We start from the raw sequence: 13273 nt of genomic DNA, 5'->3' as shown, positions 1-13273 counted from the left end.
TTGTTTGTACGTCCACTGTTAACTCATCAGGCTTGTTGATACTTTTGGGGTTCAAGGCTTAAGTGGCGGGGAAGGTTTTGGTAGTTTCCCCGCCACTTTGTGTGTGCTTAGCGGTGCGGTGTGTTTAGCCGCGGCGACGCTGAAGCTTGAGGTAGTAGCCACCACCGATCAGGAGGAATGCTCCACCAGCGGCCAGCAGCAGGTAGATGCCGGTACCACCGGTCAGTGGCAGACGGAAGCCACCGTTTTGATCAACGTTGACAACTGTAGCGAGATCGACCAATGCGACCTTATCGTTATCACCCTTAGTTACTTGGAATTCAATAGGCTCTGCAAGTAGCGCTTTTCCAGCAGGAGACTTAATTTCCACCAAGCAGTATTTGGCTGGCGTGGAAGGAGTCGCCTGACCATCAACCACGTTGTTTACATGGAGCCCTCGAAGCTCAACGACACCTTGGTCGTTGCTTTCGAAAACATCAGTCTTTGTACGCCCATCAGGCAGGATCAGCTGGATTGGGGAACCCTTGAGGTCGGTCTTGCTGTCACAGCGGTACACGTTAAATTGTGCACCCTGAATTGGAGCCTGATCGAAGTCCGACTTAACGAACGTCACGTTACCGAAGTAAGACTTCGTAGGATCTTCGGGACGATATGGTGGGTTGTCTGGGTTATCGTCACCATCTGGCTCACCTGGATCGAATTCCTCGTCAGCTTGAGAACGAATATCAAACTTGTTCTCGACAGGTCCGAGTTCGCCACCTTCTACAGGAAGCAGCTCAAATGGGAGGGTAACAACAATTTCATGACCCATGTCAGCTGCAGTAAATTGATTCAATCCCTGCTCATTCAGGGTCACAGTTGCAAGGCCTGTCTGCTTCTGGTTCTGAACCGTGTAGCCGGTCGTTGGAACTGCTTGACCGTTAATTGTCACCTTGACGCGGTCAGTGAGCTCAAGTCCCTTGAACTCTAAGCGCTGCGGATCGTAAAGGTCGCCAACAACAAACTTTTTCAGCACGTTGCCTACAGGACGTGGCATAGTAATCGAGTAGTCGATGATATCGCCAGCGTTCTTGTTCGCATCCTCTACCGTTTTAACCGCTGCACCACGCTTGTAGTTCTTTGGATAAACGTGCACGTCTTTAAGACGCTTATTAAGTTCAGTTGGGTGGGTCATCGGCAAGGCGATCATAAACGGAACCGACTTGTTGTAACCCTGTGGAGTCAAGGTTTCTTCAACAAAGTACAAACCAGGCTCTAGGTTCGAGAAAATGGCTTTACCCGACTGGTCGGTTTCAACAACATTGCCCGCTTGGCTCCATGAACGACCTTCATCCATCGCGGCCTTGGAAAGCTTCGTGCCGCCAACTTGAAGATCTCGCTGCAACCGCTGCGCATTTTCCCAACCCTTGTTGGTGGTCAAATCATAGGCTTTGTGCTGCTCATGCTCAGGGGCAATGGTAGGGGCTTTGCGAATTGTGAACTGAGCACCCCGAATAGCACCTGCTAGACCGGTGCGTTCAAGACCATTACCCGCTTCTCCATCTGGACCTTCATGCTTGTGAACGGTCAAAGTAGTGGGTGCCTTGTCCTTGACAAGCTGTGCGATTGATTCAGCAGTCACCGGATTCAAATTAACCGTAGCGCTGGCAACCATGACGCCTGCTGGGCCAGCAGCAAGCATGCCCGCAGCCACGGAGGCAACGAGGGCCTTTTTGAAAATATTCATAGTTTTCCTATAAAAGTCTGCCTCACAGAACCCCTTATCGGGCCTGCCGAACTCCCCCGCCAAGGCATGCCAGATAAGCCCTATGAAGGGCTACAAATTTGGAGCAAATGCTCGTCAATCAGGGCTTCAATAGTGCCAATCGGTGAAGTTCATAATGGAACCGAAGTTCAAAGTCAGTTCCAGCGATACTGATATTAACCCCCGTAACATCATTTCCAATAACGAAGATAATAAAAATATCCTAAGTAAACCGGCAATAAATTCATCATTTTGCATACCCAGCCCGCGTTCAATAGCGCCCCCCTATGGCGCAGTGGCAAGATTGCTGACAGAAAAAAGTCTCAGCGCCACCTTTGGATTGCACACTATCAAAATCAACCACTTCGCAAGTATCAAACTATTAACACAGGGTTTTTCCGAATAATTACACCCAACTTGTCTGACAAGTGCTCTGAGCTTGAACTTTTAGCAGTAGCAAAACTTAGGCAACCCTTAGCCAGATATTGATTAAAAAAACCTTTTAGTCGAGTTCTTTCGTCGAAAATTTCAGGACATGAAAAAATCCTAAATAGGTGACGTATCACCCCCTTTTTGGGTACCCCCAACCCCACCCCCAGCGTTCGCCAGCGTTATGCACTCTGAGCATGAGAAAGCCCCACGCCATAGTGGCACGGGGCATTAAACTCTACTTATTGTTAGCGTAATAGCGACCTAAGAACTCGGTCTTGTACTCCTCGTAGTAGCCGCCGTCGATAGCTTTGCGAATATTATCAACCAACGCCACCATGAAGGTCACATTGTGCAACGTGCACAAGGTACCGCCCAAAAATTCCTTCGCACGCATCAAGTGATTGATGTAGGCACGAGAGTAATTCTCCGACACATAACCGCCGAACTCCTCATCCACGCCCTTAAAATCGCGCTTAAACCGGGCAGCCGTCAAATTCACCCGGCCGTCCAAGGTATACACCCCACCACGGCGACCCAAACGAGTCGGTGCCACACAATCAAACGTATCCGCACCCGCCTCAATCGCCGTGAAAAGATCATCCGGCTCCGAAATTCCCAGCAGGTGCCGGGGCTTCTCACGAGGAAGCTCATCACACACCCACCCCACAATCGTGCCCAAATTCTCCTTCTCCAGCGCTCCACCGATACCGAAGCCACCAAAACCACGCTTGCCCTCAGCCTCAGCCTGCTCCGAAAGACTCACAAGCCCACGGGTAGCCTGACGCCGCAGATCCTCATACTGTGCGCCCTGCACCACACCCCACAATGATTGCAGCGGCTTACCTACCCGCTCCTTTGTTAAACGATCATGCTCATCCAAGCAACGCTTCGCCCACCGATGAGTACGCTCCACCGACTTCTCCTGATAATCACGGGTATCAACCAGCGTGGTCAGCTCGTCAAAAGCAAACATAATATCCGCACCCAATTGATGCTGAATTTGCATCGACACTTCAGGCGTGAAACGGTGCTTCGATCCATCAATCACACTGCGAAAATCAACACCCTCCTCATCAACTTTCGCCATGCGATCCTTACCCTTCGCGCGGATATCCCCCTCAGTTAGGCCCTTGGTATCCATCGCCAAAACCTTCTTAAAACCCACACCCAAACTCATCACCTGGAAGCCACCAGAATCGGTATATGTAGGGCCATGCCAATTTTCAAAAGCAGCCACACCCCCAGCCTCATCCACAATATCCGGACCAGGCTGCAAATACAGGTGATAAGCATTCGACAACACTGCCTGCGCCCCAGTCGAACGAATCTGCTCTGGAGTCAGCGTCTTCACCGTGGCCTTCGTTCCCACAGGAATGAACGCAGGAGTCTGAATATCCCCATGCGGAGTATGAATCACACCCGTACGACCATGACGTCCAGGAGCCTTCTCCAACTCCGAACCAATAGTGAAAGTAGTATCAACGCTTAAATCCATGCAGGCAAGTCTACTTCACCTGCACATATTTTCTCATTCCACCATCGACTGCGCCCGCGCAACCTTCCTAGCTTCCTCCACCTTCTCATACTCCCGCTCCAAAGAGGAACCCTCCACATCCACATGAGGCAACACACGATCCAACCAGCGCGGCATCCACCAAGTCGCACGCCCCAAAAGGAACATCGCCGCCGGAACGAAAGCCATGCGGATGAAGAAGGCGTCGAAAAGCACACCCGCGCCCAACGCGAAACCAAAAATCTTCACAAACGGAAGGGGCTGACCAATAAACGCAATAAACACCGCAATCATGATCAGCGCCGCAGCCGTAACCACTCGCGCACTATGGGAAAAACCATGAATCACACTCGCCTCAGTGCCGTTATAACGACCCTCACCCCGACCCTGCTCCTGGGTGAAATGCTCACGCATCGCCGAGACAATAAACACCTGATAATCCATCGCCAAACCAAAACACACACCGATCAAGAAGATCGGCATGAACGCAATAATCGGTGCCGGAGTACCCACCAAACCCCACAAACCCTCCTGCCAAAACAGCACAGTCACACCAAACGCCGCGCCCACCGACAACAGGAAACCCACACCCGCAATGACCGGAACCATCACGGAACGGAAAATAATCAACAACAACACAATCGCCAAACCGACCACAATAAACAGATACAGCGGCATCGCATCAGACAACCGATTCACAACATCCTGCTGCACCGGAACCAAACCAGTAATACCCGTATCAACCCCCGTGGAATCAATCACCTCCTGCTCCTTGATACGCAAAGCAGAAATCAGCTGATTAGTCGCCGGATCAATATTCGCCTTCTGCGAAGTCAACAACAACTGCGCCGCAAAACCATCCTCACTCACCCCCACGATCTGCACATGCTTCACATCCTGAGTAGCCGAAAACTTCTGCACCACATGCAAATACGAAGCAAACGCAGCCGCCTTCTTCCGATCAAAAACCCCCGCCGCCGGATCATGACCCGCCGCCTGCGCCACCACCAACGGACGCAACACCGGCGAAGCAGGATCAACATCATGCGCATCCACCACAACAAGGAACTGCGCATCCGCACCAGGGCCAAAACCCTCATACAAAATCTCCGCCTGCTTACGCTGCGTCGTATCCTTCGGGGACTGCCCATCAGACGGCAACGACAAATGAAGATTAAACGCAGGAATCGTCAACGCACCCAAGCTAAACACCACAAGTGCAATGATCAAACCCGGCATCCGGTGCACCAGTTTCACCCAACGCTCACCCATCGTGATCGTGCGCTTCGGACGATTAAACATCTTCAACCGTCCGCTAAACGCCCGCTTACCGGCCACTCCCAGAAGCGCCGGAAGCAAGGTCAGTGAAATAAGCACAGCCATAAACACTGTGAACGCGGCGGCAAAACCCATATACGTAAGGAAAAGAATATCGGCAACAGCCAACGCCACTAACGCCACAATCACTGTCACGCCCGCGAACACGACAGCAGAGCCAGCAGTTCCCACCGCCATGCCGATCGCTTCTTCATGCGGTTGGCGCTCCAGCTCCTCCTTGTAGCGGAAGAGAATAAACAGTGCATAATCCACACCCACGGCAAGCCCCAGCATCACAGCAAGTACTGGGGTGATGTTGTTCAATGGCACCCAAGCGGTCGCAAGCGTCACCGCCAGCGAACCGATACCCACACTCATCACTGCGACAATCAAAGGCATACCTGCGGCTACGAGTGAGCCGAAAGTAAACAGAAGAATGATGGCAGCCACACCAAGACCAATGATCTCCGAGGTTTCCTCAATCACAATGGGATCACCATAGGCGGGGCCACCTGCCTCAACTTCTAAGCCTTGGGCTCGCCCAAGATCCATAGCATTGGCAATCGCTTCGCGTTGCTCAGTGGTTACATCGGCGGGAAGGGGAACATCAATGCTGAAAGTGGTGAAACCAATGCGTTCGTCGGTGCTCAGTAGCGCAAGATTCTCAGCGTCTTTGCGCGCATTTTCTTCCGGCATCCCTTGACTGGTTGCCGTTTCGATGACAAATTTTTGCAGTTCAGGGTTGAGCTTCACCGGGTTGCCGAAGCGTTGCGTATCAGTGAGCCCCACAAGGTTTTTCTCAATGTGCTCAATCACATCGTCGACTGCCGCCGAGTTGTGTGGGTCGGTAAGCTTTTGCCCTTCAGGGGCTTTAAAAGCAATTGTCACCCCTGTGGATTCGATGGGGGATTTGGCATCAGGGAAGTTTTTCAGCAGCAAATGGGTGGCTTTTTGAGCCTGTGTGCCGTTGATAGAAAACACATCGTTGTATCCGCCTTGGAATGCAAAAGCTGCACCGCCAACGGCCGCCAACAGCACAAGCCAGGCCGTGATCACGACCCATTTTGCGCGGTACGACCATTTTCCTAGCCGGTAGAGCAGTTTCGCCACTGAAGTGCTTCCCTTCCATCACTTAAAGATTCCTCCCCACATGCTACTACCTGACCACTTCAGTGCGGTTGACCGTCACCTATTTTCGCCAAGGGTGCATGCGGGCTTTGTGGTGGCTTCGTAAGTTTTCACCCCAAGCGAAGGCACCTAAAAAGAAAACACCGGCTTATCACCTAGGAATGAACAGAAACCTGCGGAAAGAGCAACATTAGAAGGCGGGAAAGTTGACAAAAATATGCCTATTAATACACGGGCATTGATTCAAAAATACTGATTCGGTTTTCAGCACAGTGCTTGCCCGCACCACAGTGAACCCACCCCTAATATTCCAAGCGCCTGACCCGCCGCCATTTCCCTTTTGCCTCAACTACACCGAACTGAGGCAAGGAAGCATAGGGCATTCAAGAAGGATAAGAAGGAAGGGCAACAGTGGCCTCGTTCAAGGAATCCTTCCCTAAGACGGCGAAAACACTGGGGGAACTTTGTTTATTAGCAGGCAATCTCCGATTGGATACGCTCAACACTCAGCGCTTCAATGAAGTACTGTTCGATTTTCTGGTTAGGTATAACGATTCGACATCCTTGCCCTTTCGGTATTCCGTGTTCATTGCGAACCCGCGTCCAAGGAGTGTTGGGCTGATGAGTAAGATCACCTAATTGCATGCCACTGAGGCCACCGTAGTTTTTTACCACGGCGTCGATGAGGATACGGTCATCCCCAAGTATCTTTGCAGCATCGCCACCGGGGATCTGATTCACCTCGTATTCCCCTTTGTGCTTTAAGTAGAGGTCGTAACTTACAGGCCCCCATTTCCACGCTTCGAATTCTGTGTTAAAAAGAGGGCGACGCATCAGTGCCAGCGCCCAGCCTTGACTAAAATACAGCAGCTTCTGCAGTTTCATGGTGGAGAGGGAACCATCGAACTGTTCAAGAATGTAAGCAGCAGCATCACAAATGGTTACTTCTTGAGTTGGCGCGTTAGTCGTCATTTTCTCCCACCTTTCCACTGGTCATTTTCGAGTATTTCCTTAATTTCACGGTCTACAGACTGTGACGATCGTGCTGATTCAACAAAAGTATCACTGAATAAGTTCGCAATCCTCCATGCCACATCTACATCAAAAGGAACAAAACGCGTTTTTTCCCGATAGTCAATCGAGACAGCTCCTCGCACCGATTTTTTGGAGTCATGGATTGGAGTGAGAATAAACGACCTATAGCATGCACTGTCTGCCACATCTAGTTTAGCCTCAGTGGGTGGCCGGTTGATGTCATTGACTACGGTTTGCTTGTTTCCAATCATTTGATCACAGAAAAATCTTCCCACTTCGGTTTCCCAATCCCATTTATCTCTTCTCGGACGATCGGCTCGCCCCGCAAAACAATCAATCTTAAAATATCGGTTCCGCGAACGTGCACTATCCCCGTCTGGTTGACCATCAGATTCCTCGTTGTCCCTTCGTTCCATCATGTAAACAACAATTCGAGCTTTTCTCCCTGAATGACTCAACGCTGCCGCTAGTTCTTTCGCGAGTTCTTCTCGAACTTTATTAGATTCACTTGCCGATGCATCTTTAACAGAAAAATCGCTGAGCCGTTTTCCAGCTTCAAAAAGCCCACTCACGACCTGGTGCAAACATTCATCCCTGTTCTTTTCGCCCCCGTGAACTGATGTGGCATATGCCAATCGGGCACTCAAAACAACGAGTAGGACGCCAACACCTATCCGAAGGCCACCTTCGCCTTGCCACCACCCTGATTGGAATTGTGGCATAACCCAACCGCCCAATAGGCCCAAAACAGCAGCCCCAATCGAAAGTAGCCTCAAAGCCCATGCTGGCAAACCAGAAGGCTTTACTTTATCCGAAGCCCCTTTCGTGCGAACAAAGAAGAAATTTCTCACTCTACAAACCTAGCTACGAGAACCAACAAACGTACTCAAGGCAGTGACTAAAACGAATGCAGAGAGATTACGTTGAAAAGTCTGGTTACATTCCCAGTAAGCAAAGAACTTTTGAACTGCATCTTTTAACAACTTGCCACCATCTACGATAACCAACGCCCCATAAACACCCAGCTCCATTATCGAATAGATTTTCGAATTAGTGACTGAAAGAGTCACCCCTTGCCCCTTTCTCAATCCATCGAACACCCACCCCCCAAAAGGGGTAGCAAATATGAAACCCTCTTGTGTAGCAGATCTTATGCGGTATTTTTCATAACAAATGCTATAGCTTTGGCAATCCTAACCAAAGTTGTCCTTTATATAATTTTTAGGAGATATGATGCACGGATTTGATTTCCGTAGGCTCCCTGAGATGCTTGGCACCATTTTGGCAATCATCACTGCAGTCGCAGGTATTTTGACCACCTTTTCCAAGTTCAGCGATCAAAACCCAGGGTTGTCACAATCGAGCAACTCGATCAGCAGCAGGGTTGGCAGCGCTGGCAATGGTGGCAATTGGGGCAATCAACCCGGTGGACACAACGGCGGCGGAGGAAACAACGGCGTTGATTACGACGGCCACATTGGAGACAACCGCTATGCTTTCACCCACTTCGTAGACAAGGGTGACGGCAAAGTCAGCGGACGACGCACAGTATGGGTTAACGGTCAACGATATGACAACTCCCTTTACCTCAACCACGCAAACAATGATTATGGTCGCTCATCTGCAATTACAAGCCAAATCCGCGGTCAATTCCAACGTTTTACTACCACCTTGGCGGTCCCCGATAACTCGACAGAGAACCAACGAGTGAATGTTCTTTTCTATGCCGATGATCGCAAGGTAGGCGAATACAATGTAGTTCCCGGACACCCGCAAGCCATCGAGATCCCTCTCAACGGCGTGCGTCGCCTCAATGTAGTCACCCACGTTTATCACTACCAAGGAAATCGTAAATACGAGGATTTTAAACCCGACCACAAACTCGGCGTAGCGATTGTCAACCCAATCCTGCACAAGTAAACCCTTGTATGCGAACCGGCGCTTGGTAGTGGAAGCGCCGGTTCTCTTTTTGCCGAACATGGGAAAACCCAGCCCACAAAAAAGCTTGTGAGCTGGGATTTTATTGGCGGTGGCGGCGGGATTTGAACCCGCGGTTGGGGATTACCCAACACTCGCTTTCGAGGCGAGCACCTTCGGCCGCTCGGACACGCCACCGTTTGAAAATCCTAGGGGAAAGTGGGGCCGAGAGCAAATCCTCGCCCCCACATATCCGCCTACTGACGGGGCGCGGTGGCTCAACGCTTAAGCGTCGTCGTCCTTCTTGAACGAACCGATCAGCTTGTTCGCAGCATCCTTGATGCTCTCACCAGCTTGCTCAGCGGCTTCCTTGATGCTTTCACCGGCGTTGTGCACTGCGTCTTTCACGCCCGCGATCACCTGATCAGCCTTGCCTTCATCGGCCAAGCTTTCATTGCCGGTAGCCTCACCAATGGCCTCCTTGGCCTTGCCCTTGAGATCATCAACCGTGTTTTCAAAATCGCTCATAATGTCATGCGTCCTTTCATTACAACACCCCTCAGTAAGCACTCGTTGATCGAGCATTCCAGTAATTCACATAAGGGGCGATCATTAGTGTGTGGTTGCGCAACTCTTTCCCACCCTAGCGCACACTTTGTGAACCCCGCCACAACACAGACTAGTGTTCACCCCTGATATTGCCAAAGAATTTCGTTAAAAGACCTGCGCATTCTTCCTCCAGCACACCCGCTAAAATTTCTGGTGAATATAATGCGCCAGGGGCGCGGGGAATGTCGATCAATGACCCACACGCCCCCGTCTTCGGTTCAAAAGCGCCGAAGATAATCCGAGAGATCCGCGCCCCCACAAGAGCACCCGCGCACATTGCACACGGCTCCAGAGTGGCAACAAGAGTGCAATTACTCAGTCGCCACCTGTCCCCATGCGCACCTACAGCTTGTGTCATCGCCATAATTTCGGCATGACCAAGGGGATCACAGTCCGCTTCCCGGCGATTATGCCCACGGCCAATAATGACACCCTCGGGGTTGAGAATAATCGCCCCCACTGGCACATCCCCTGCAGGGGTGCGTGCCGCTTCGACCAGCGCTTCGCGCATCCAGGCTTCCGCCTGCGTGACAAACCCCGGGCGAGGCAAAACAGAATCGGGTGCGGGGTTAAGGTCGGGGCGTCGAAAAGCGTCCACGTTACAGCTTCGCAGCCTCGTTCAGCTCATCTTCGCAGCCTAATTCTTCGCACAAGCGCTGCAGCTGCTCAGAAGCCCACCAGTCAGTCTCATCGCAAATAATCGACAGCACCTGCTCACTCACACCCACATCAGCCAGGATCTCAAAATCACCGTCTGGCCAGCCCACAACTTCCGCGAAGTCTTCTTCCTCAACCTCAGGGAAATCAGCGTCCATTTCCTCCAAAATCTCGGCCGCGAACTCATCCACCACAGCCATCGTGGCGTCAGAAATAAACAACCTCACCCCCTTCGGGGTAGGTCGCACGATCACGAAATATTCATCATCAACGCACAAAAGAGCAAAAGCCACCGATTCCGCACGCAGATCCCGAACCGCCTTCACCGAGGTAGACAGCGAAGAAAAATCATCAGCAAAGGTGCGCACCTGCCACTTTAAGTCGGCGCGAGTAACGGTCACTGCAAAATTACGATCCATACCGACTAACCTTAGTCGTTCTGTGTCACACTTATCACGTGACCATTAACGAAATTTCCCGCCCCGTCTGCGTCCTCGGCCTAGGGCTGATCGGCGGTTCCCTGCTGCGCGCCCTGAAAGAACGCAACGTCCCAGCCTACGGCTTCAACCGCTCCCCATCAGCCACCCGCGCCGCCAGCGCCGAAGGCTACGACGTCAGCAGCGATTTAGAGCACACCCTGCACCGCGCCGAAGCCGACAACGCGCTCATCGTACTCGCCACCCCCATGCCCGCGATTGGCGCGCTGCTCGAATCCCTCGACACCCACGCCCCCAGCTGCGGATTCACCGACGTTGTCAGCGTGAAAGGCGAAGTCTACGACCTCGTGCGCGCCCGCGGCATGCACGACCGCTACGTCGGCGGACACCCCATGGCCGGCACCGCAAACTCCGGCTGGGACGCCTCCTACCCCACCCTCTTCGAACGCGCCGTGTGGGTCGTGACCTTCGACCACGCCCTCGACACCGACGAACCCGTCAGCGACGCCTGGATCAAACTCTGGATCGACGTTGTTCACATGGCCACCGCAGTCGGTGCCGAAGTCATCCCCGCACGCGTCCACCAGCACGACGCCGCAGTCGCACGCGTCAGCCATCTCCCCCACATCCTGGCCGAAGCACTCGCCATCGTCGGCGATAACGGCGGCGCGCTCTCCCTCTCCCTCGCCGCCGGCTCCTTCCGCGACGGCACCCGCGTCGCCGGCTCCGCCCCCTCCCTCGTGCGCGCCATGTGCGAAACCAACCATGCAGCGCTTCTCGACGCCCTCGACGAATGCCTCAGCTTGCTTCACGACGCCCGAGCCCACCTCGCCGAACCAAGCCCAAGCCTCGAAGAACTCATCGATAACGGCTACCGCTCCCGCATCCGATTCGAAGCCCGCTCCGGGCTCAACGCCGCACAATCGGTCAGCCCCACCAAAATTTCCAACCGCCCCGTTTTCCGCCTCAACCCTGGTGCAGAAAACTGGATCAACCAGCTCATCCAAGCCGAAAATCTTGGGGCACGCATCGAAGTCTTCTAAGCACTGAACGTTTGTAGCCAAAATAAAACGTGTCGAATTTTTTGGAAAAATTCGACACGTTTTCGGCATATGTCGAATCATTCGACATATGCCCGCCCTGAGCTCTTGGTCGCTGTGCCCCAACTGTTCCCAGGGGCGAAATTCACTTCACACCATCATGAAAACCCATGTTTACACCACGCTTTGACCCCAATCGCCCCTATAACGACCTTCCTCCACTTCCTCCTGCACAAGACATCGAAACTCCCGCCGTTTTGAAAAAAATCATTCAGGCGCGCACAGCTTTGGCTCGCCTCGATATGGCCTGCCACCTCATCCCCAACCCTGACACCATCACTGCGACTATTCCTCTACTCGAAGCTCGCGCCTCCAGCGCAATTGAAAACATCATCACAACACATGATGAGCTATTTAAAGCAGCCTGGAAAGTTGATACCACCCCCCCCCCAGCAACCAAAGAAGCACTCCGCTACAAGCATGCTCTCTATGCAGGATGGGAATCACTGAAAGAACGCCCACTCAGCACAAAAACCGCACAAGAAGTATGCTCAGTGCTTCAAGCACGCCCCGCTCTTATTCGCTCCACCCCAGGAACCTACATCGGTGATCCTGCCACGGGAAAACGCCATTACACTCCCCCAGAAGGCAAGGAAATCATTGAAAACCATCTCGCCAACTTAGAAAAATTCCTCTACCCAGCCAAGGAGAGCCCCTACGACCCCCTCACCATCATGGCTGCAACACACTATCAGTTTGAAGCCATCCACCCTTTTTATGATGGTAATGGACGAACCGGGCGCATTCTCAACATTCTTCTCCTTATCCAAAGCGAACTCATCACATTCCCAGTCCTCTACCTTTCAAGCTATATCGTTGAAAACAAGGCACGGTACTATCAACTTCTGCGTGAAGTAACCACCCAAGGAAACTGGGAAGAATGGCTACTTTTTATCGTAGAAGGTGTAGAAAAAACCGCTACATCAACCCTTGCGATGATCAACAAACTACGCGATATCCAAAGCACCATGGAAGCAGATATCCGCGCAGCAGGAATCACTCCCGCTAAAGAACTCACAGATCTTCTCTTCAGTTCCCCGTATCTTCGCATCCGTGACGTTGAAGAAGCCGGTCTAGTGAAACGGCAACAAGCATCACACTGGCTCAACAGCCTAGTTCAACAAGGCATTCTGCTGGATCACAAAGTTGGGCGCGAAAAATTCTTCATCAATCACGCAGCACTAAATATCCTCACCGCCTAGCAGGCGCGTCGAAAAGCTTAAAAACCCCAGTTCCTTTTCAAGAACTGGGGCAAATTGTGCGCCCGGAGGGATTCGAACCCCCAACCTTCTGATCCGTAGTCAGATGCTCTATCCGTTGAGCTACGGGCGCAGTGTGCGTTAGCAGCATTTCCTGCTGTGCAACGAGATAAGACTTTACACCT

Annotated in this window: 11 protein-coding genes and 2 tRNA genes; 3 read left to right on the top strand and 10 right to left on the bottom strand. The window is 52.2% G+C overall.

Annotated elements, in window-relative coordinates; all coding sequences use genetic code 11:
• Nucleotides 1-124: 124 nt before the first annotated feature.
• The 5 genes from CFELI_RS00800 to CFELI_RS00780 form a co-directional block, all read right to left on the bottom strand.
• Nucleotides 125-1726, bottom strand: coding sequence for a SpaH/EbpB family LPXTG-anchored major pilin (locus CFELI_RS00800; protein WP_277104054.1), 1602 nt, complete (start codon nucleotides 1724-1726; stop codon nucleotides 125-127).
• A 685-nt stretch (nucleotides 1727-2411) separates the two neighbouring features.
• Nucleotides 2412-3671: a tRNA guanosine(34) transglycosylase Tgt gene (gene tgt, locus CFELI_RS00795; protein WP_277104053.1), complete on the bottom strand. Its 1260-nt coding sequence runs from the start codon at nucleotides 3669-3671 to the stop codon at nucleotides 2412-2414.
• 33 nt (nucleotides 3672-3704) lie between these two features.
• Nucleotides 3705-6116, bottom strand: a complete 2412-nt coding sequence (locus CFELI_RS00790; RefSeq protein ID WP_277104052.1) for an MMPL family transporter — start codon at nucleotides 6114-6116, stop codon at nucleotides 3705-3707.
• A 489-nt stretch (nucleotides 6117-6605) separates the two neighbouring features.
• Nucleotides 6606-7106 carry a Panacea domain-containing protein gene (locus tag CFELI_RS00785; protein WP_277104051.1) on the bottom strand — a complete coding sequence of 167 codons (501 nt, stop codon included), beginning with the start codon at nucleotides 7104-7106 and terminating at the stop codon, nucleotides 6606-6608.
• On the bottom strand, nucleotides 7103-8020 hold the full coding sequence (locus CFELI_RS00780) for a hypothetical protein (protein ID WP_277104050.1): 918 nt from the start codon (nucleotides 8018-8020) through the stop codon (nucleotides 7103-7105). Before CFELI_RS00780 ends, CFELI_RS00785 begins: the two co-directional genes overlap by 4 nt.
• A 379-nt stretch (nucleotides 8021-8399) precedes the next feature.
• On the opposite strand from CFELI_RS00780, the gene CFELI_RS00775 reads away from it, so the two are divergent.
• Nucleotides 8400-9089, top strand: a complete 690-nt coding sequence (locus CFELI_RS00775) for an NPCBM/NEW2 domain-containing protein (RefSeq protein ID WP_290259131.1) — start codon at nucleotides 8400-8402, stop codon at nucleotides 9087-9089.
• 104 nt (nucleotides 9090-9193) lie between these two features.
• Here the strand turns inward: CFELI_RS00775 and CFELI_RS00770 are convergent.
• The 4 genes from CFELI_RS00770 to CFELI_RS00755 form a co-directional block, all read right to left on the bottom strand.
• Nucleotides 9194-9284 (bottom strand) — tRNA-Ser (locus tag CFELI_RS00770).
• An 87-nt stretch (nucleotides 9285-9371) separates the two neighbouring features.
• Nucleotides 9372-9614 carry a CsbD family protein gene (locus tag CFELI_RS00765; RefSeq protein WP_338078716.1) on the bottom strand — a complete coding sequence of 81 codons (243 nt, stop codon included), beginning with the start codon at nucleotides 9612-9614 and terminating at the stop codon, nucleotides 9372-9374.
• Between the two features lie 151 nt (nucleotides 9615-9765).
• Nucleotides 9766-10245, bottom strand: coding sequence for a nucleoside deaminase (locus CFELI_RS00760; protein ID WP_277104065.1), 480 nt, complete (start codon nucleotides 10243-10245; stop codon nucleotides 9766-9768).
• Between the two features lie 49 nt (nucleotides 10246-10294).
• Nucleotides 10295-10771 carry a tRNA adenosine deaminase-associated protein gene (locus tag CFELI_RS00755; RefSeq protein ID WP_277104047.1) on the bottom strand — a complete coding sequence of 159 codons (477 nt, stop codon included), beginning with the start codon at nucleotides 10769-10771 and terminating at the stop codon, nucleotides 10295-10297.
• Nucleotides 10772-10809: 38 nt separating this feature from the next.
• Between CFELI_RS00755 and CFELI_RS00750 the strand changes: the two genes are divergently transcribed.
• Together CFELI_RS00750 and CFELI_RS00745 are read left to right on the top strand one after the other, a co-directional pair.
• Nucleotides 10810-11832 (top strand): prephenate dehydrogenase, encoded by a 1023-nt coding sequence (locus tag CFELI_RS00750; RefSeq protein WP_277104046.1) that lies wholly within the window; start codon nucleotides 10810-10812, stop codon nucleotides 11830-11832.
• Between the two features lie 167 nt (nucleotides 11833-11999).
• Nucleotides 12000-13091: a Fic family protein gene (locus CFELI_RS00745; protein WP_277104045.1), complete on the top strand. Its 1092-nt coding sequence runs from the start codon at nucleotides 12000-12002 to the stop codon at nucleotides 13089-13091.
• 57 nt (nucleotides 13092-13148) lie between these two features.
• On the opposite strand, the gene CFELI_RS00740 is transcribed toward CFELI_RS00745, so the two are convergent.
• A tRNA-Arg gene (locus CFELI_RS00740) sits at nucleotides 13149-13221 on the bottom strand.
• Nucleotides 13222-13273: the final 52 nt, after the last annotated feature.

It is taken from the genome of Corynebacterium felinum (genome assembly GCF_030408755.1).
In the GTDB taxonomy this organism is placed as follows: Bacteria; Actinomycetota; Actinomycetes; order Mycobacteriales; family Mycobacteriaceae; genus Corynebacterium; species Corynebacterium felinum.
This window is presented reverse-complemented; position numbering and strand designations above follow the sequence as displayed.